The sequence below is a fragment of the Bacillus sp. AP50 genome, assembly GCF_040492675.1.
GTDB classification, from domain to species: domain Bacteria; phylum Bacillota; class Bacilli; order Bacillales; family Bacillaceae_G; genus Bacillus_A; species Bacillus_A cereus.
Genome location: NZ_JBEUTW010000093.1, coordinates 1 through 18,201 on the forward strand (window position 1 = coordinate 1; position 18,201 = coordinate 18,201).

An 18,201-nucleotide genomic window follows, 5' to 3' on the forward strand; every position below is an offset into this window, starting at 1 on the left:
ATCAAAAACAATCTCATTTGCATAAAACATGAATACTGTATAAATAATAAATTTTTATTTTAGGAGGAAAAAATGAAAGCTGTTATTCTTGCTGGTGGGTACGGTACAAGAATTGGGGAAGAAACACATTTAAAACCGAAACCTATGATTGAAATTGGAACAAAACCCATTCTATGGCACATTATGAGTTTGTATAGTCATTACGGGATTACTGAGTTTATTATTTGCTTAGGCTATAAAGGATATGCAATTAAAGAGTTCTTTCTAAATTACAACTTACACATGTCTGATTTCACAATACAGTTAAACGATAATACAATTACTACCCATTCTCATCGTGTAGAACCATGGAAAGTTACACTAATCGATACTGGTGTAAATACCGAAACGGGTGGCCGAGTGAAAAAGATTCAAAATTATGTCGGAGACGAACCTTTCTGCCTCACTTATGGTGATGGATTAAGTAATGTAAATATAAAAGAACTTATTACATTCCATAAAAAACATGGAAAAATGGCTACTGTTACTGCCGTACAACCTCCTGGTAGATTCGGTTCTCTCATATTAGATAAACAGTCTGTAACATCTTTTCAAGAAAAACCATTAGGTGATGGCGGATGGGTTAACGGTGGATTTTTCATTTTAAATCCTGAAGTTTTCAATTACATTAGTGGAGATAAGTCTGTTTTTGAAACAGACTCTTTAGTTCAGTTAGTAAATAAAAATGAATTGGCCGCATATCAACATTCTGGTTTTTGGCATCCGATGGATACATTGCGCGATAAAAATAAATTAGTCGAGCTATGGGAAAATAATAACGCTCCGTGGAAGGTTTGGTAATATGGCTTCATCATCTTTTTGGAATAAGAAAAAAGTATTTATTACGGGACATACTGGATTTAAAGGCTCCTGGCTCACCCTTTTCTTAAGTTCTTTAGGTGCAGAAGTAGTAGGCTTTTCTTCTCATCCCCCATCCATTCCTAACATTTTTGAACAAGGTAACGTAGCAAAAGAGTGCACGACAATGAAAGGCAATATTACAGATTACCATTCTTTATTTCATGCCATGAAGCAGCATAAACCTGACATAATATTTCATTTAGCAGCTCAGCCAATCGTAACCGCTTCATACAAAAACCCTATCGATACATTCAAAACGAATGTTTTAGGTACTGTTCACGTGCTAGAAGCAGCAAAGTCCGTCGAAAGCGTACGTGCCATTATTAATGTGACAAGCGATAAATGTTATGAGAATGACGGTAGTGGCGACCGAGCGTTCGTGGAAAATGACCGACTAGGAGGTTTCGACCCTTATAGCGCTAGTAAAGCTTGCGCTGAAATAGTGGCAACATCCTATCAAAAATCATTCTTCCGCACTAATACCCAGAAACTCGCCTCAGTCAGAGCTGGTAACGTCATCGGCGGTGGTGATTGGGCAGAAGATCGATTATTCCCTGATATCATTCGGGCATATTTGCACAATCATACTTTGTGTATTCGAAACAAATATGCCGTCCGTCCGTGGCAACATGTTTTAGATCCTCTACATGGCTATATCCTTTTAGCTGAGAAACTTTGGAATGATGCTAAATATGCAGAAGCGTGGAATTTCGGCCCAATGAATGAACCTAACAGAACCGTTCATGATGTCATTGAATCTGTAATAAAATTATGGAATAACCCACTAACAATCATTTCCTCCTCTACAAATACTCCTTATGAATCACCTGTTTTAACACTCGATAGTACAAAAGCAGTAAACAAACTCGGCTGGACTCCTAAGTTATCAACAGATGATTCTATCGCTTGGACTGTTGATTGGTACAAAAAATATGCATCTGGTGAAAATATAGAATCTTTCACACGACAACAAATCGATGCATTCAAAAATTTATAAAGGGGCTATAAAATGGAACAGAAAAAATGCCGTTTTTGCCACTCATTACTAACCAACACTTTTTTAGATTTGGGCGTTTCCCCTCTCGCTAATTCATTTGTAGCTCCTGAAAGCTCATATAAAATGGAACCTTTTTATCCGCTGCACACATTTGTTTGTCACTCTTGTTTACTCGTACAGCTAGATGAATTTGAATCCCCGCAAAATATTTTTCATAACTATTTATACTTCAGCTCTTACTCCTCAAGTTGGCTACTACACGCTAAACAATATGTAGAAATGGCGATTAAGCGTTTCAACTTAACGAAACATTCAAAAGTGATTGAAATCGCAAGTAACGATGGGTACTTATTACAATACTTTAAAAAAGAAAATATCGAGACATTGGGAATTGAACCCGCGAAAAACGTAGCAGAAATTGCTATCAAAAAAGGAATTCCTACTCATGTGAATTTTTTCAGTAATGACTTAGCAAAAAAATTGCCACAAGCTGATTTAATCGTCGCAAATAACGTATTAGCACATGTTCCAAACTTGCATGATTTTGTTGCTGGTTTAAAAACACTATTAAAACGTGATGGCACGATAACAATCGAATTCCCGCACTTATTAAACCTTATATCCTTTAACCAATTTGATACCATCTACCATGAACACTTCTCCTACTTCTCACTTATAAGCCTTCAAAAAATTTTAGCTCATCATCATTTACAAATTGTTGATGTAGAAGAGCTTTCAACACATGGTGGTTCATTACGTATTTTTGTAAACCATCTAAGTTCCCAATCCACTATCCATTCCAACGTTACAAACTTACTCCAAAAAGAAGTCAATCACGGACTCGATACATTAGATTGCTATCTCCTTTTTTCTAAACGAGTGGAACAATTGAAAATAAATATTTTAAAGTTTTTTATCAAAGCAAAAGCTTTAAACAAACAAATCATCGGCTACGGCGCTCCGGCTAAAGGAAACACCCTGTTGAATTATTGCGGAATAGGTAAAGAATTTTTAGCGTATACAGTAGATAAAAATCCTCACAAACAAAATCTCCTTTTACCAGGAACTCGTATTCCAATAAAATCTCCAGCAGAAATTAAACGTACAAAACCGGATTACATTCTCATACTTCCTTGGAATTTGAAAGACGAAATTATAAAAGAATGCTCTTTCATTCGTGAATGGGGCGGTAAATTTCTAGTGACAGTTCCAGAAGTTGAGGTGATTGAGCCATGAAGAAAGTTGTTGTAACAGGTGGTAGTGGCTGGATAGGTAAATATGTTGTAGATTCACTTATACAAAAGGGATACGAAGTGCACGCCACGTATAATAAAAATAAACCCTCTCACCTCCCTTGCCACTGGCATAAAGTAAACTTGCTCCGCAATGACGAAGTAAAACAATTCATTTACGACGTTCAGCCTAGCCATCTCATTCACCTTGCTTGGGAAGCAGTGCCACCAGCATGCTATGTATCTATTAATAATTACTATTGGCTAAAGTCTAGTATTTCATTGATTCAGCACTTTACAACATGCGGCGGAAAGCGTGTTGTCGTTGCAGGTACTGGCGCAGAATACGAATGGTTTAACGGCGTATTATTTGAAGATTCACCGCTCCTTTCCTATAAAACCCCGTATTCTTTATGTAAAAATGCACTGCACTCCTGGCTAGAAACGTATGCACAACAAACAGGCCTCAGCATGTGTTGGGGCCGCATTTTTCATATGTATGGACCTCACGAACAAGGTAATCGGCTCGTTTCTAACATTATCACTTCCTTATTAAAAAACGAGGAAGCACTATGTACACATGGAAAACAATCGAGAGATTTCCTCCATGTGAGTGACGTCGCTGACGCTCTCGTAACAATATTAGAACACGGCGTTACAGGCACCATCAATATCGCTTCTGGTCAATCTGTACAAATTAAAGAGTTAGCTTCTATCATTGCTAAAAAGATAGGAAAAGAACATTTAATTAAACTAGGTGCAATCCCTTTCTCTAAAGATGAACCTTTATTTGTCGGGGTTAATGTAGAACGTTTAAAAACTGAAGTAAACTGGAAACCAACATACGATCTAAATACAGGAATAGAAGAAACAATTTTATGGTGGAAATCATTTATACAAAAACATAACGATATGCATCATTAAAACGTAAATCCTTCGTTCCTCTCGCTAATTCCTTATACCATTCTTCTAATCTTTCCGGCGTAACAATATGATGCGTACCCATTCCTCCATGCTTACTAGCTTCAGAAAGAGTCGGACCAATTTGTAACTTTCTCTTTCTCATCGCATCATTCCACGGACTAAACCCAAACCATAATATACAGGCAAGAGGTGGATAAATCATCGATTCATGCGCAGATAAATGTCTTCCAACCGTATAACTTCCATGCTCATGATTATGAATAAATCTTCCCCTTCTCCATAGTCTCCACTCCTCTGGTAAATAACCATGAAATCGCTGTTTCATTAAAGGTATTCCAAAGTTAAGTTCCGGATAATTATAGTTAGGATCATCGACCATAATAAGCCCTTCTAGCCAATACATCCTACCTCCCAATTCATCTAGTGATTTCCAAAACTGATTTTTATCTTGCATGCAAAGAAACTCAGTCGTATTTAAAATCATTTTCCATCCTTGTACTTCTTGTTCTATCCTCATCACTTCATGATCTGTCGCATATGCATCAAACTCTGGATTTACAGAATCTCGCACTTCCCAATGCGGTGCGAATTTTTTACAAATCTCAACGGAACGATCTGTTGAACCTTTATTAATTAAAATACCATGATCAAAAAGTTTCGTATGATGCATAAGCCACCATGGCAATAAATATTCTTCATTGTAAAAATGCGAAATAACGGTTGTAGTTATAATAATCTCCTCCTCTTTCTCTATTAATCTACTTTTTATCCTACAACCAATATACTCATAAGCAAAAATATGTTTCCTAATTATTGATCAAATATTATTATTAATATTTTTGTAAGTTTTCCTTTGGTACCCAGCCCTTCTCACCATCTCTTCCTTCGCCCCAAACCCATCCATTGAATTCTTCTAATCCAATCACTCTTTCTCCAATACTCACATTTAATTCTTTCGCAGTATATTGTTTTATAATAATTCCTGTTCCATTCATATCTTTTTTTATAATTTGCTCCGGAACCCATCCTTTCCGGTCATATTTCTCTTCGTGACAAAACATCCAGTTTTCCCAGTTTTCCGGACCAGCGTAACTCTCTATCATTTTCACTACATCCCCCTCTTCTAAGCGAATTGGATTAGGATAATTGCTAACATGTGATTTTATAACGATATATTTCATAACAACCTCCAATAATCAGAAAATTAAGTTATAATATCATTATAACTTAAAGAGGAGGAATGCACGCATGTACTACAACACTTCATTCGAAAACGATCAACCTGTAGGCCGTCTATAAACTAAGACGGGCAATCATATAACACATACACTACGCCTCGTCTTAGGGAACTCATAATACCCTAAAAATAGACGGAGGTACTTTACATGAAACAAACAATTTTAGGAGCTATATGTTTATCACTAGCAGCAAGTATATGGGGTGGTATGTATGTTGTTAGCAAATACGTACTCGATTTTATCCCACCACTAACACTCGTTTGGCTACGCTTTATCATTGCTTTTGTTGTTTTGTATGGCATTTTGAAACTAGCTGAGAAAAAACAAAAGAAAAAAGTAAACATTCGCAAAAAAGATTGGCTCCTCTTCGCTTGGATAGGATTTATTGGATATTTCATTTCAATCACATGCCAATTTATCGGAACAAAATTATCCGACGCTCATACAGGCTCGTTAGTTACATCAGCTACGCCTGCATTTATGGTTATATTTGCAGCGCTCATTTTGAAAGAAAAACTAACCGCTCGTAGACTTTTATCTACTATAATAGCGACAATCGGTGTCATTATCGTAATCGGATGGGATATTGAAATTGGCTCCTATTTTATCGGAACAATCATTTTAGTTGGAGCCGCTATTACGTGGGCCTTACTATCTATTTATGTAAAAATCGCTTCAATCCAATTTTCATCCTTAGTTATTACAACGTATGCCATATTCTTTTCACTCTTTTTTATTACACCTTTTATGATAGGAGAACTACAAACATCCTCTATCGGAACAGTAAATACGTACGTAATATTAGGCGTATTATACTTAGGAATCGTTTCAACAGCAGGTGCCTTTTTCCTTTGGAATAAAGGATTAGAATTAATAGATGCAAGCATCGGTTCCTTATTTTTCTTCTTCCAACCTATTGTTGGATCATTACTTGGCTGGCTCTTATTAAATGAGACATTAAATAGTAACTTTTTTATTGGCGGTATTCTTATTATATGTAGCGTTTTCATTACTACTTTTGAAAAGAAATAAAAAGCAGGCAGAGATTTTTAGTCTCTGCCTGTTCGCATTATTGGATCTTGGTCGTGAAAACCAATACAAATCGGTATATTACTTTGCACTTCACTACGTACACTTATAAAACTACACAGCGTTTTAGCAATTAAATATAAAGTTACACCGACTGCTTTTTCACTTGTGTCAAAGCCATTTCCATTATACATATCTGCTAATTCTACAGACCCCGGCCCCTCAATATTATATGTCCATTCAGATGCCCAATCATCGTCCTCTTCTTCAAGTGGAATATATTCCTCACAAATATAAAACTGACTATCCCATTCGTTATCAAGGTCATACTCAAAATAAATCGCTTTTGATTCTTCATTAGTAGCCATTTCTACAGCTGCATCCAAACCTACTCGAATACTTTCCTTATATGACTCTAAATCAATTGTTTTAATTCGTTCTGCATATTCTGCAGACGCTAACATGCTACAAATTTCAAAATAATTCGCTTCTATTTGCTCTACTGCTAACGAAAAGACATCCTCTTGCATCTCTTCTAAATACTGAAATATATCCACACTAAACACTCCTCACTCTTTACGCACTCCAATGCGATGGACGGGATAACATTTTCGGTAATTTCGTATGCTTATCCCCTTTCGCCGCATTAATTTGAACTTGCGTCAGGAAAATACAATTTGTAAAGTCTGCTCCGCGAATATCTGCATCTCGTAAATCTGCTCCAATGAGATCTGCCCCTCGTAAGTCTGCTCCATTTAAGTTTGCCGCAATTAAATATGCTCCTCTTAAATTTGCTCCTTGTAAATCTTTCTTTTTCAGATTTGCTCCCATAAGGTCTGCTCCGCGGTGAATGATTCGTTTCTTACGTGCAGTATTCATTTCCTTCCATACTAATTCGCTCGTTTCTAAAAGAAGAATGTTCACCTCTGCCCTATGCATTGGAACATTTATTTTCATTAACTCATCTGGATTTAAATTCGAAAGTCGCTCTGTCTCCTCAATTGCGGTCTCCAGCTCTTTATGAATTGGCTGTGTTGCCTTTAAAAGAATCGCTTCATTCAAATACCAAAGCATTTCATGAAGTTGATGCATAACCGGAAAAGCATCGTACATTTTTCTTGCATGCTTTGCATCTTTCCGCCAATCAATCCCTTTAAACGTACCCTGAGAAATCTTCTGCCCAGCACCGAAACACTCAAATACTGTACAACCTTTATAACCTTTTCCTCTAAGATTTTTATGTATACTACATTTAAAATCTGATTGTAAGTTAGAACATGGTTTACCACCATCTTTATTCACTGCAAAATCTACCGATGCTGCGAACGGTAATGCAACGCAACATAGACCGAAGCATTTTTCGCAGTTTGCTTTTAAATGATCGTTATGATTAGTCAAAATCTATACCCCCTGTTGTCTTTTGACTATTTCATAATATTCCAACTGTAATAAATAATCAATTTTAAAATAAACCAGCATCTTTCGTTTCAATTCATAACTTTATCATTCGATTTCCTTTCAATTGAAAAGGACTATTTCTATTTAATGAATTATAATTAAATTATAAATTTTCTAACTAAAAAGGAGACTTATTATGGCACTAGAAATGAAAACAAACTGTCAAATTTGCGATCAATCGCTCGAACAAGATTCTGAAGCATACATTTGTGTATATGAATGTACATTTTGCGCACCATGTACAGAAGAAAGACATAACGTTTGTCCAAACTGCGGCGGCGAATTAGTACGTAGACCGAAAAAGAAATAATAAAAAGCAAAGCGATATCGCTTTGCTTTTGTTTAGGCATCTGAAATTATATATTTAAAAACTTCACACAAACAGGCTCTGGCACAGCAACATCAGATTGTAAAAGTGTTAACTTACCTGTAGATTCATCTCTTGAAAATAACACAAGATTATGTGACTTTTCATTTGTAGCAACAAGAAACTTTTCAGTAGGATCTAATACAAAGTCTCTTGGCCAATTTCCTTCTGTAGATGTATGTTCCACAAATGTAAGCTGGCCTGAGTTTTGATCTACGCTATAAACAGCGATACTATTATGACCACGATTACCTGCATATACAAAGCGGCCGTCAGAAGAAATATGGATAGCACTGCCTTGACTATTTTCATCAAATTGTTCTGGAAGAGTAGAAATATACTGTAATTCTGTAAAGGATCCTTCTTCCGAGTTATATGTTAGCGCAATAACCTCTGAACTAAGCTCCGTCATTACATAAGCGTATTTTCCATTTGGATGAAAAGCAATGTGTCTTGGTCCACTTCCCGGATTCACAGACAGGCTATTCACTTCTATTAATGTACTATCTTTTACTTCATACGTAATTATTTTATCTATCCCTAAATCAACGCCCACTACATATTTTTCATCAGGAGTGTACCCCGCGTAATGTGCATGTGGTTTTTCTTGTCTTTCTTTATTCGGACCTGAACCTTCATGTGCCATAATAGATGAAGCAGGATTTACAGTTCCATTTTCTTCATTTATTTCAAAAGACTCAATCGTTCCTTTATGGTAATTTGCTGTAACTACTGTATGATTTCCACTATCAACACTAATATGACAAGGAGAAGCCCCTTCTACTACTTGTCTATTTTTCGCTTTTAGTTCTCCAGTATGACTATCAATGGAATAAGCAGCTACACCGCCAGATTCGCCTTCCTTAACAACAGAATAGAGATATTCATTATTTCGGTTAATCGTTACATATGTAGGGTTATCCAGCTTAGCAGCAAGTGTTACATTACCAATTTTTTTTGCTTCCGTGTCTAAAATAAACTTATATATTCCTTTGCTATTTTCTTTCGTGTAAGTCCCAACATATCCGATAAACTCTTTGTTATCCTTCATTTTCATAACCCTCTCTCCCTATATTTTTCGTTCATCATACTTCTTAAAATATTTTATGTTGAAAGAGTATCCAAAAAAATCGGAGTACCTCTTTATACGTTACCATATTTTATTGGTAAATAACTTTTAAACCCACTTTTTTTGATACGCTGCTATACTTTCATATTCTTCTTCCAATTGACGGGACAGACGAATATAGATTGGCGTTAAATCTTTATATTTCTCCACACTTTCCATGTTTGGCTCATGATGAAAATCTGCACCTACCATTTCAGAAACTACGGATAATGTATCTATTTCACCTAAACTATATAAACCGAGGATTGCAGCTCCTAAGCAAGAGCTTTCGAAACTTTCAGGAACATATACGTCTTGATGGAAAATATCCGCCATCATCTGTCTCCAAAGTTCCGACCTTGCAAAACCGCCTGTCGCTTGAATTTTTTTCGGTTCGCCAATTAGTTCTTTTAAAGCGAGAAGAACTGTATATAAATTATAAATTACCCCCTCTAAAACAGCACGGATAAGATGTTCTTTCTTATGATGCAATCCGAGTCCAAAGAAAGATCCTCGTGCATTTGCATTCCATAAAGGAGCTCTTTCCCCTGCTAAATACGGGTGAAATAATAAACCGTCAGATCCAGGATTCACTTTTGCTGCTATTTCAGTAAGCACCTCATATGGATCTTTTCCTAAGCGCTTTGCAAGTTCAATCTCTGAAGTGCCCAATTGGTCACGAGCCCATCTGAAAATCATACCACCGTTATTAACTGGACCACCGATTACCCAATGGTCTTCAGTTAACGCATAACAAAAAATTCTACCTTTTGGATCTGTTACAGGACGATTTGTTACAGCACGTATCGCACCGCTTGTACCAATTGTAACAGCCACAACGCCAGGATCTATTGCATTTACACCTAAATTGGATAGGACTCCATCACTCGCTCCTACTACAAAAGGCGTAGAAACAAGTACATTCATCTCTTTGGCAAGCTCTTCATCTAATCCTGTTAAACTGTGCGTTGTTGGAACAAGCTTTGAAAGCTTTTTATCTGTAATTCCCGCTACATGTAAAGCCTCTTCATCCCATTTTAAAGATTTTAAATTGAACATTCCTGTCGCTGATGCTATAGAATAATCAATTACATATTCTTTATATAACTTGTAAAAAACATATTCTTTAATAGAAATGAATTTATAACTTTTTGCGAATAACTCTGCCTGCTCATTCTGTAGCCAAACTAATTTCGAAAGTGGTGACATCGGATGAATTGGTGTCCCAGTACGAAGGTAAATTTCATGACCATTCATATCATTCTTTATTTTCTCCGCCCAGCTTGCACTTCTATTATCTGCCCAAGTGATACATCTCGTTAATAGCTCTCCTTTTTCATCTACAGCAATGATACTATGCATTGCCGAACTAAAAGAGACACAAAGAATATCATTCGGCTGTACACTACTTATTCGTACAGTTTCTTTAATCGTATTTATTACTGCATGAAAGATTTCTTCTGGGTCTTGTTCTGCTGTTTCAGGTGTAGGAGAATATAAAGGATATTCAATTCCATGACTAGCAATAACAGATCCATCAGTAGAAAATAGAACTGATTTTGTACTAGTTGTCCCAATATCTACACCAATCATATATTTTGAGCTCACCATTTCTTCCTCCTAACAAAAAATTGCTACAGTATCCCACCATAAAAATACATTCCTTTTATCTATTGATAACGTTGTAAGCCACAATTATCTAAATAGAAACATCTTTATCTTAAACAAACATATCGAGTAGTAAAACGCCTCCAAAAGCGATAAATGAAAGTAACGTTTCTAATACTGTCCATGTTTTAAATGTTTCTTTCACTGTTAAGCCTAGGTATTCTTTTACCATCCAGAACCCAGCATCGTTTACGTGAGAAAACATTAACGCTCCTGCACCTGTTGCAATAACGAGTAACTCTAAGTTCACACCTGTCGTATTTTCAACGATTGGCGAAACGATACCGGCTGCTGTTGTTAAAGCGACTGTCGCTGACCCTGTCGCAATTCGAATTAACCCAGCTACTATAAATGCTAATACAATTGGAGATAGAGCTAAATGCTCAGACATTTGAGCAATAGCATTCCCTACCCCACTATCGATGAGAATTTGCTTAAATCCCCCACCAGCACCAATAATCGCAACAATTGAACCAATTGGTAATAAGCTATCTTCTGTTATCTTCTTAATAGCTTTTTTATCGATACCTTGACGAAATCCAAGAAAATAGAACGCCGCAAAACATGCAATCAATAGTGCAATTATAGGACTACCGATTAATGTGACAATCTTCATCAAAGTATTAGAAAGAGGCACATAAGGAGCTGCTGCAGCTAAAACCATTAACATAACAGGTAACAATATAACTAAAAATGAAACTCCTATTCCTGGTAATTTCGTTGATTTTGTATTTACACGAATCAATTCCGGCTCATTTTCAGGAATTACACGTTTGTGAATCCATTTCGCAAATATAGGACCTGCAATAATCGCTGCAAAAAATGTAATAATGAGTGAATACATTAGTACCTTCCCAAGATTCGCTTTATAAATACCAATTGCAACTATGGCCCCTGGATGCGGAGGAACAAGGCCGTGTACGACAGATAGCCCAGCAATTGCTGGTAATGCTATCAATAAAATATTTTGTTTCGTTGTTTTATGAATTGAAATTACTAACGGCAGTAATATTAAAATGCCTACTTCAAAAAACACCGGGATTCCAATAATAAAACCTGCAATTAACATCGCCCATGGTAAGTTTTTTATCCCAAAGGATTTAATAAAGAACTCTGCCACTTGCATTCCAGCACCTGACTCTGCCATCATTTTCCCTAAAATTGTACCTAATACTAAAATACCTACTAAATGCCCGAGAACACTGCCGACTCCCGTTTCATAAGCACTCACTATTTTATCCATTGGCATCCCAGACATAATTGCTAAAAACAAACTTGCAATCGTTAAACTAATAAATGCATGCCATCTCCACCACGATACCCCTAAAATAACAATTACGATTGATAATAATGTAATCATTAAAAGGTACATATTCATACGCAGTTCCACCCCTTTATGTAAACCCTTTCAAAATTGCTATACAATTAAGAGAACCTATATAGTTCTTTCATGAGTAAGAATTTATATATCGATATACAAATCATCTTCACAAAATAATAATTTATACAAAAAGAATCTCCCTTATCAGAGATACATGTTAACTCACCTCTCTGATAAGGGGATTTCTCTTCCATAATTATAATGTTATTGTGATAAACGCTTCGCGCGATCAATTTTCCCTTTTTTAAAAGTGAATGACACTTTCTTCTCTTGCTGTTTTCACGTAGTAAGACTACAAACTCAGTATCCACTTTAAACGATGAAGTTACTTAGGATTTGTCTTCTCATGAAAAACAACTTTCGGAAAGCACCTTCACTTTCATAACATTATAATTTAGGCGCTTTCGCCCAATCAGCAGCAAATTTCTCAATACCTTGGTCTGTTAATGGGTGCATAGCAAGTTGTTCAATTACTTTATAAGGGATTGTTGCAATGTGAGCACCTGCCATCGCTACACGAGTTACATGATCTGGATGTCTAACAGAAGCCGCAATAATTTGTGTATCTAGTTGATGAACATCGAATAATTCAGCAATTTTAGCAACTAATAGTACACCATCTTCAGAAATATCATCTAAACGTCCTAAAAATGGAGAAACGTACGTTGCACCTGCTCGAGCAGCTAAAAGTGCTTGGTTCACCGTGAAAATAAGTGTAACATTCGTTTTCACACCTTTTTCAGTAAGGTAGCGACAAGCTTCTAATCCTGCTAACGTCATCGGAAGTTTAATTGTAACTTTTTCATCGCCACCGTTAATTTTAATCAGTTCTTCTGCTTGGGCGATCATCTCTTCAGCTGTAACAGCATCTGGCGTTACTTCTGCCGAAACAGATTCAACTTTAGGAACCGCCTGACAAATTTCTGCAATACGGTCTTCAAATTTAATGCCCTCTTTCGCTACTAAAGAAGGATTCGTTGTAACACCAGCTAAAACTCCAAGTTTATATGCTTTTTTTATATCCTCAAGATTTGCAGTATCAATAAAAAATTTCATGATTAATTCCCTCCAGTTTTTAAACGTTGATGAGTTACATGTTTAATATGCTTATCCCGTAAAAGCCCGATTTGTGTGGAATGAAGCCCCTACTTATTAAAGTTTCACTTTATTTCTTTTCTACTGCATGTCCGCCAAATTCATTGCGCAGAGCTGCTACAACTTTTCCTGTAAATGTATCATTGTCTAATGAGCGGTAGCGCATTAATAGAGACATTGCGATAACAGGAGTTGCTGTTTGAAGGTCTAATGCTGTTTCTACTGTCCATTTTCCTTCACCAGAAGAATGCATAACACCCTTAATCTCATCCAGTTTTGCATCTTTAGAAAATGCATTTTCTGTTAATTCCATTAACCAAGAACGAATCACTGAACCGTTGTTCCATACTCTTGATACTTTTTCATAATCGTAGTCAAATTCACTTTTCTCTAGAATCTCAAATCCTTCACCAATAGCAGCCATCATACCGTATTCAATTCCGTTATGAACCATTTTTAAGAAGTGACCACTACCAGCTTTTCCAGCATATAAGAATCCATTTTCTACAGCAGTATCGCGGAAGATAGGTTCAACGATGTCCCAAGCTTCTTGATCTCCTCCGATCATGTAACAAGCACCATTACGAGCGCCTTCCATTCCGCCAGAAGTTCCTGCATCCATAAAGTGAATGCCATCTTTCTTTAATTGCTCATATCGGCGGATAGACTCTTTATAATGTGAATTACCAGCTTCAATTAAAATATCTCCTTTTGATAAAAGTGGTGTAACCTCATCAATAACAGAATCAACAACAGCGTGTGGTACCATTACCCAAAGAATTCTTGGTGATTGTAATGACTGAACAAGTTCACTTAAACTAGATGTACCTGTTGCCCCGTACTCTTTCATTTCTTCTACTGCGCTCGTATTTAAATCAAATGCTACTACTTCATGTTTATGATCCATTAAATTTTTCCCTAAATTTAATCCCATTTTACCTAACCCAATTAATCCTACTTGCATAATATAATTCCTCCTCAAATCATCTTTTATTAAAAATCCATATCACTACAATCTGGAATACCTTTCAGCACTGAAATTTTAATATGTACAGAAAGGTATTCACAGTCATAGCTTAAGAATTCAACACATTTTTTGTAATTTGAACAGCATTTTCTGTCGTAAATCCAAATAGATTCATGACTTCAGCTCCAGTTCCTGAAGCTCCAAATGTTTCAATTGATAGTACTTTTCCTTCTTGTCCTACATAACGTTCCCAACCGAGAGATACACCCATCTCAAGAGATACTCGTTTCGTTATAGAAGACGGAAGAACGGATTCTTTATATTCGTTCGATTGGCGATCGAATAACTCCCAGCTCGGCATTGCAACGATGCGAACAGAAACTTGATCTTCTTCTAATTTTGCTTTCGCACTAGCAGCTAAGGATACTTCAGAACCTGTCGCAATTAAAATTACATCCGGATTTTCATTTGTTTGTGTTAATACGTAAGCTCCTTTAGAGAAATTCTCTATGTTCGCTTTCGTTTCATTAAACACCGGTAAATTTTGACGACTCAGTACTAAAACGACTGGACCATCCGTTTGCTGTAAAGCAAACGCCCAAGCACTTGCTGTTTCATTTGCATCTGACGGGCGGATAACTGTTAAACCAGGAATTGCTCGAAGAGCTGCCAATTGTTCAATTGGTTCATGCGTTGGACCATCTTCTCCTACAGCAATCGAATCATGTGTAAATACGTAAGTAACAGGTAACTTTTGCAGTGCAGCCAGTCGAATGGACGGACGAAGATAATCATTAAATACAAAGAATGTACTTACGAAAGGTTTTACTCCTCCATGAAGCGCCAATCCATTCGCTGCAGCGCCCATTGCATGTTCACGTACACCGAAATATATATTTCGTCCAGCATATGATTCTACTGCATATACTGCTTCACCTTTTATATCTGTCATCGTAGAATGAGAAAGATCCGCACTTCCACCGAAAATAGAAGGAATCGATTTCACATAATGATTAATAGCTTCCCCACTTGCAACACGAGTGGAAATCGTTTTTTCAGTATCAAAAGATAGAATGTCTTTTGCTTCAATTAAAACCTCACCTGTAATCGCTTTTTCTAATTCATCTGCCAGTGTAGGATTCGCTTCTCTGTATAAGTTGAACTGCTCATTCCAGTCATTGTCTTTTTCAATACCTTTTTGTTTTAGTTCATTAAAATGAGCTTTTACTTCTTCAGGTACAAAGAAATCTTCCTCATAATCCCAACCATACACTTGTTTTGTCGCTGTCGCTTCTTCTACTCCAAGCGGATTACCATGTGCTTTGTTCGTTCCAGCAACTTTTGGACTTCCATAACCTATAATGGTTCTAATTTCTATAAGAGTAGGTTGATCCGTATTTTCTTTCGCTGATTGAATAGCTTTTGTAATCGCATCAACATCGTTTCCATCTTCAACTCTTACATATTGCCAATGTACAGATTCTGCCCTTTTCTGAATATCTTCAGAGAAAGCAATGCCTAATTCACCATCAAGTGAAATTTCATTTGAATCATACAGTACAATTAACTTGCCAAGTTTCATATGTCCTGCCATTGACATCGCTTCATAAGCGACACCCTCCATTAAGTCACCATCTCCGACTAAAGCATACGTATTGTGATCTATAATAGAGTGACCATCCTTATTGAACTTCGCTGCTAAATGAGCTTCTGCCATTGCCATTCCTACAGCATTAGCAATCCCTTGTCCTAACGGGCCTGTAGTCGCTTCAACTCCAGGAGTATGCCCAAACTCAGGATGTCCAGGTGTTTTACTATTTAACTTTCTGAAATTTTTCAAGTCATCAATTGAAACGTCATATCCAGCTAAATGAAGTAGGCTATATAACAGACTAGATCCATGTCCCGCCGATAAAACGAAACGATCACGGTTAAACCATTCTGGGTGATTAGGATTGTAATTTAAATGATTCGCCCATAATGCATAAGCCATTGGTGCTGCTCCCATCGGAAGACCTGGATGACCTGAGTTTGCCGCATTAATAGCATCAATCGATAACGTACGAAGTGTATTCACTGCTAATTGATTTATGTTTTGTGTCATAGTAATCGTCCCCCTAAATGCTTTCATTAAAGAAAGTACTTATTTTTCCGTCTCTTGATCTAACCACCATTTAAATCCACTTTCTTGTAACAGTTCATTAGACGCTTCTGGACCATATGAACCAGACTCATATTCATGAAGCGGTAATAAGTTTTCCTCGAACGCTTCAAGAATTGGTTGTACCCATTCCCATGACAATTCAACTTCTCTCCAATGTGCAAAGAATGTAGCGTCTCCACTCACAGCATCATGAATGAGTCTTTCATACGCTTCAGGTACTCCCACATCCGCTTGCTCACAAGTAAAGTTAATACGCATCGGTTCAATTTCTCCATTTTTCAATGGATTTTTACTGTTTAACTGTAATGAAACGTTCTCACCTGGGCTAATTTCAATTATTAATAAGTTAGGTGCTGCATTTGGATTATTATCTTGATATTGCTGTTTTAACGTATTTTTAAATTCGATTACAATACGAGTAGACTTTTCTTTCATTCGTTTGCCTGTTCGTATATAGAAGGGAACGCCAGTCCAAAATGGATTATCGATCCACAGGCGAGCAGCAACAAATGTGTCTATGTTAGAAGAAGGATTTACTCCTGGCTCCTCTTTGTATGCTACAACTTGCCCGCCTTTTATCTCACCTGCAGCGTATTGTCCGCGAATGATATGGCTTTGAACGTCTTCTTTTTTCACTTTACGAAGCGTTTCCATTACCTTTCGCTTTTCCTCTCGAATTTCACATGCATTAACCTTTTCCGGCAGATTCATAGCAGTCATCATTAATATTTGTAACATATGATTTTGAACCATATCTCGAATGGCCCCTGCCTGGTCATAATATCCTGCCCTTTCTTCAACCCCAACTGTTTCACTCGCTGTGATTTGTACATTCGCTATATGTTCTTTATTCCAAATTGATTGGAGAACAGGATTTGCAAATTCTAATGCTTCAAGATTTTGAATCATCGGTTTACCTAAATAATGATCGATACGGTATATCTCGTCTTCTTCAAACGTGCGACTAAGCTTATCGTTAAGCTCACGAGCAGATGTAAGGTCGTGCCCGAATGGTTTCTCAATCATCAGACGTTTCCATCCATCCGTTTTATCAAGTCCGCTTTCCTTAATATTTAAAGCAATGGTCTCGAAAAATTCAGGAGCAACGGAAAGATAAAACATTCTATTTCCTTTTATATGTAATTCTTCTTCCCTTTCACGAACGACTTGTAATAACCTCTCATAGTCTTCCGGCTTACTCACATCTAATGGACAATAGCGAAAATTATCTAAAAAACCTTCCAGTTCCGGAGTACCTTCTTCTCTATGACGGGAAAACGTCTCTATTGATTCTTTTATTCTTTCTTGAAAATCTACATGAGATACTTGACGTCTCCCAAGCCCGATAACGGATATTTGCTTTGGAAGCTTTTGATCTCTATATAAATTATATAGTGCTGGGTAAATTTTGCGTTTCGCTAAGTCCCCTGTCGCTCCAAATAAAACAAAGGTCATTGATTCCAATTTCAGTCCCCCTCTTGTTGTATAATCCTTGTCAATATTTTAAAAATGAATTGTACAGAAGCTCATGTTTTATAAAAACAAAGAGTTATCAAATCCCAATTCTTTTTATACCTTTCGCTTTTTAATTGTCCCCAATATTAATAGTGGCAATTCAAAGCATTTCTACCACAACTTACTTATTTATAGAATTTAACGAAACATTTTATATC

17 protein-coding genes are annotated in these 18,201 nt (G+C 36.7%); 6 read left to right on the forward strand and 11 right to left on the reverse strand.

Annotated elements, in window-relative coordinates:
* Nucleotides 1-72: 72 nt before the first annotated feature.
* Genes rfbF through ABWK52_RS08465 form a run of 4 tightly spaced genes read left to right on the forward strand, consistent with a single transcriptional unit; the run spans nucleotide 73 to nucleotide 4,053 of the window.
* Nucleotides 73-840, forward strand: a complete 768-nt coding sequence (gene rfbF, locus ABWK52_RS08450) for a glucose-1-phosphate cytidylyltransferase (RefSeq protein ID WP_098541106.1) — start codon at nucleotides 73-75, stop codon at nucleotides 838-840.
* Between the two features lies 1 nt (nucleotide 841).
* Nucleotides 842-1,897: a CDP-glucose 4,6-dehydratase gene (gene rfbG / locus ABWK52_RS08455; protein ID WP_061655948.1), complete on the forward strand. Its 1,056-nt coding sequence runs from the start codon at nucleotides 842-844 to the stop codon at nucleotides 1,895-1,897.
* A gap of 12 nt (nucleotides 1,898-1,909) precedes the next feature.
* Nucleotides 1,910-3,133, forward strand: coding sequence for a class I SAM-dependent methyltransferase (locus ABWK52_RS08460; RefSeq protein WP_000435771.1), 1,224 nt, complete (start codon nucleotides 1,910-1,912; stop codon nucleotides 3,131-3,133).
* The gene (locus ABWK52_RS08465) at nucleotides 3,130-4,053 is read left to right on the forward strand and encodes an NAD-dependent epimerase/dehydratase family protein (protein WP_061655949.1); all 924 of its coding nucleotides are present in this window, start codon (nucleotides 3,130-3,132) and stop codon (nucleotides 4,051-4,053) included. Before ABWK52_RS08460 ends, ABWK52_RS08465 begins: the two co-directional genes overlap by 4 nt.
* On the opposite strand, the gene ABWK52_RS08470 is transcribed toward ABWK52_RS08465, so the two are convergent.
* Together ABWK52_RS08470 and ABWK52_RS08475 are read right to left on the reverse strand one after the other, a co-directional pair.
* Nucleotides 4,022-4,822 carry a glycosyltransferase family 2 protein gene (locus ABWK52_RS08470; protein ID WP_071686365.1) on the reverse strand — a complete coding sequence of 267 codons (801 nt, stop codon included), beginning with the start codon at nucleotides 4,820-4,822 and terminating at the stop codon, nucleotides 4,022-4,024. The genes ABWK52_RS08465 and ABWK52_RS08470 overlap by 32 nt on opposite strands.
* Nucleotides 4,823-4,883: 61 nt before the next feature.
* A complete protein-coding gene (locus ABWK52_RS08475; protein WP_000875282.1) occupies nucleotides 4,884-5,234 on the reverse strand; it encodes an SH3 domain-containing protein in 351 nt (116 codons plus the stop codon).
* A 204-nt stretch (nucleotides 5,235-5,438) separates the two neighbouring features.
* Between ABWK52_RS08475 and ABWK52_RS08480 the strand changes: the two genes are divergently transcribed.
* Nucleotides 5,439-6,323 carry a DMT family transporter gene (locus tag ABWK52_RS08480; RefSeq protein WP_098022839.1) on the forward strand — a complete coding sequence of 295 codons (885 nt, stop codon included), beginning with the start codon at nucleotides 5,439-5,441 and terminating at the stop codon, nucleotides 6,321-6,323.
* A gap of 17 nt (nucleotides 6,324-6,340) precedes the next feature.
* On the opposite strand, the gene ABWK52_RS08485 is transcribed toward ABWK52_RS08480, so the two are convergent.
* On the reverse strand, nucleotides 6,341-6,877 hold the full coding sequence (locus tag ABWK52_RS08485) for a hypothetical protein (protein WP_098022838.1): 537 nt from the start codon (nucleotides 6,875-6,877) through the stop codon (nucleotides 6,341-6,343).
* 19 nt (nucleotides 6,878-6,896) lie between these two features.
* Entirely contained in the window at nucleotides 6,897-7,718 is an 822-nt protein-coding gene (locus ABWK52_RS08490) for a pentapeptide repeat-containing protein (protein WP_098022837.1), read from the reverse strand.
* A gap of 196 nt (nucleotides 7,719-7,914) precedes the next feature.
* Between ABWK52_RS08490 and ABWK52_RS08495 the strand changes: the two genes are divergently transcribed.
* A complete protein-coding gene (locus ABWK52_RS08495; RefSeq protein ID WP_001162788.1) occupies nucleotides 7,915-8,088 on the forward strand; it encodes a DUF1272 domain-containing protein in 174 nt (57 codons plus the stop codon).
* Between the two features lie 46 nt (nucleotides 8,089-8,134).
* Here ABWK52_RS08495 and ABWK52_RS08500 read toward each other — a convergent pair whose 3' ends face one another.
* From ABWK52_RS08500 to zwf, 7 genes are all read right to left on the reverse strand, one after another.
* The gene (locus tag ABWK52_RS08500; protein WP_098541108.1) at nucleotides 8,135-9,202 is read right to left on the reverse strand and encodes a lactonase family protein; all 1,068 of its coding nucleotides are present in this window, start codon (nucleotides 9,200-9,202) and stop codon (nucleotides 8,135-8,137) included.
* Nucleotides 9,203-9,322: 120 nt separating this feature from the next.
* A complete protein-coding gene (gene gntK, locus ABWK52_RS08505; protein ID WP_000254929.1) occupies nucleotides 9,323-10,864 on the reverse strand; it encodes a gluconokinase in 1,542 nt (513 codons plus the stop codon).
* 109 nt (nucleotides 10,865-10,973) lie between these two features.
* Entirely contained in the window at nucleotides 10,974-12,299 is a 1,326-nt protein-coding gene (gene gntP, locus ABWK52_RS08510; protein WP_001057623.1) for a gluconate permease GntP, read from the reverse strand.
* Nucleotides 12,300-12,689: 390 nt separating this feature from the next.
* A complete protein-coding gene (gene fsa, locus ABWK52_RS08515; protein ID WP_000667676.1) occupies nucleotides 12,690-13,358 on the reverse strand; it encodes a fructose-6-phosphate aldolase in 669 nt (222 codons plus the stop codon).
* A gap of 109 nt (nucleotides 13,359-13,467) precedes the next feature.
* Nucleotides 13,468-14,361 carry a phosphogluconate dehydrogenase (NAD(+)-dependent, decarboxylating) gene (gene gnd, locus ABWK52_RS08520; protein ID WP_001195925.1) on the reverse strand — a complete coding sequence of 298 codons (894 nt, stop codon included), beginning with the start codon at nucleotides 14,359-14,361 and terminating at the stop codon, nucleotides 13,468-13,470.
* A gap of 112 nt (nucleotides 14,362-14,473) precedes the next feature.
* Nucleotides 14,474-16,468 carry a transketolase gene (gene tkt / locus ABWK52_RS08525; protein WP_098541109.1) on the reverse strand — a complete coding sequence of 665 codons (1,995 nt, stop codon included), beginning with the start codon at nucleotides 16,466-16,468 and terminating at the stop codon, nucleotides 14,474-14,476.
* 39 nt (nucleotides 16,469-16,507) lie between these two features.
* Nucleotides 16,508-17,992, reverse strand: a complete 1,485-nt coding sequence (gene zwf, locus ABWK52_RS08530) for a glucose-6-phosphate dehydrogenase (RefSeq protein WP_000445362.1) — start codon at nucleotides 17,990-17,992, stop codon at nucleotides 16,508-16,510.
* Nucleotides 17,993-18,201: the final 209 nt, after the last annotated feature.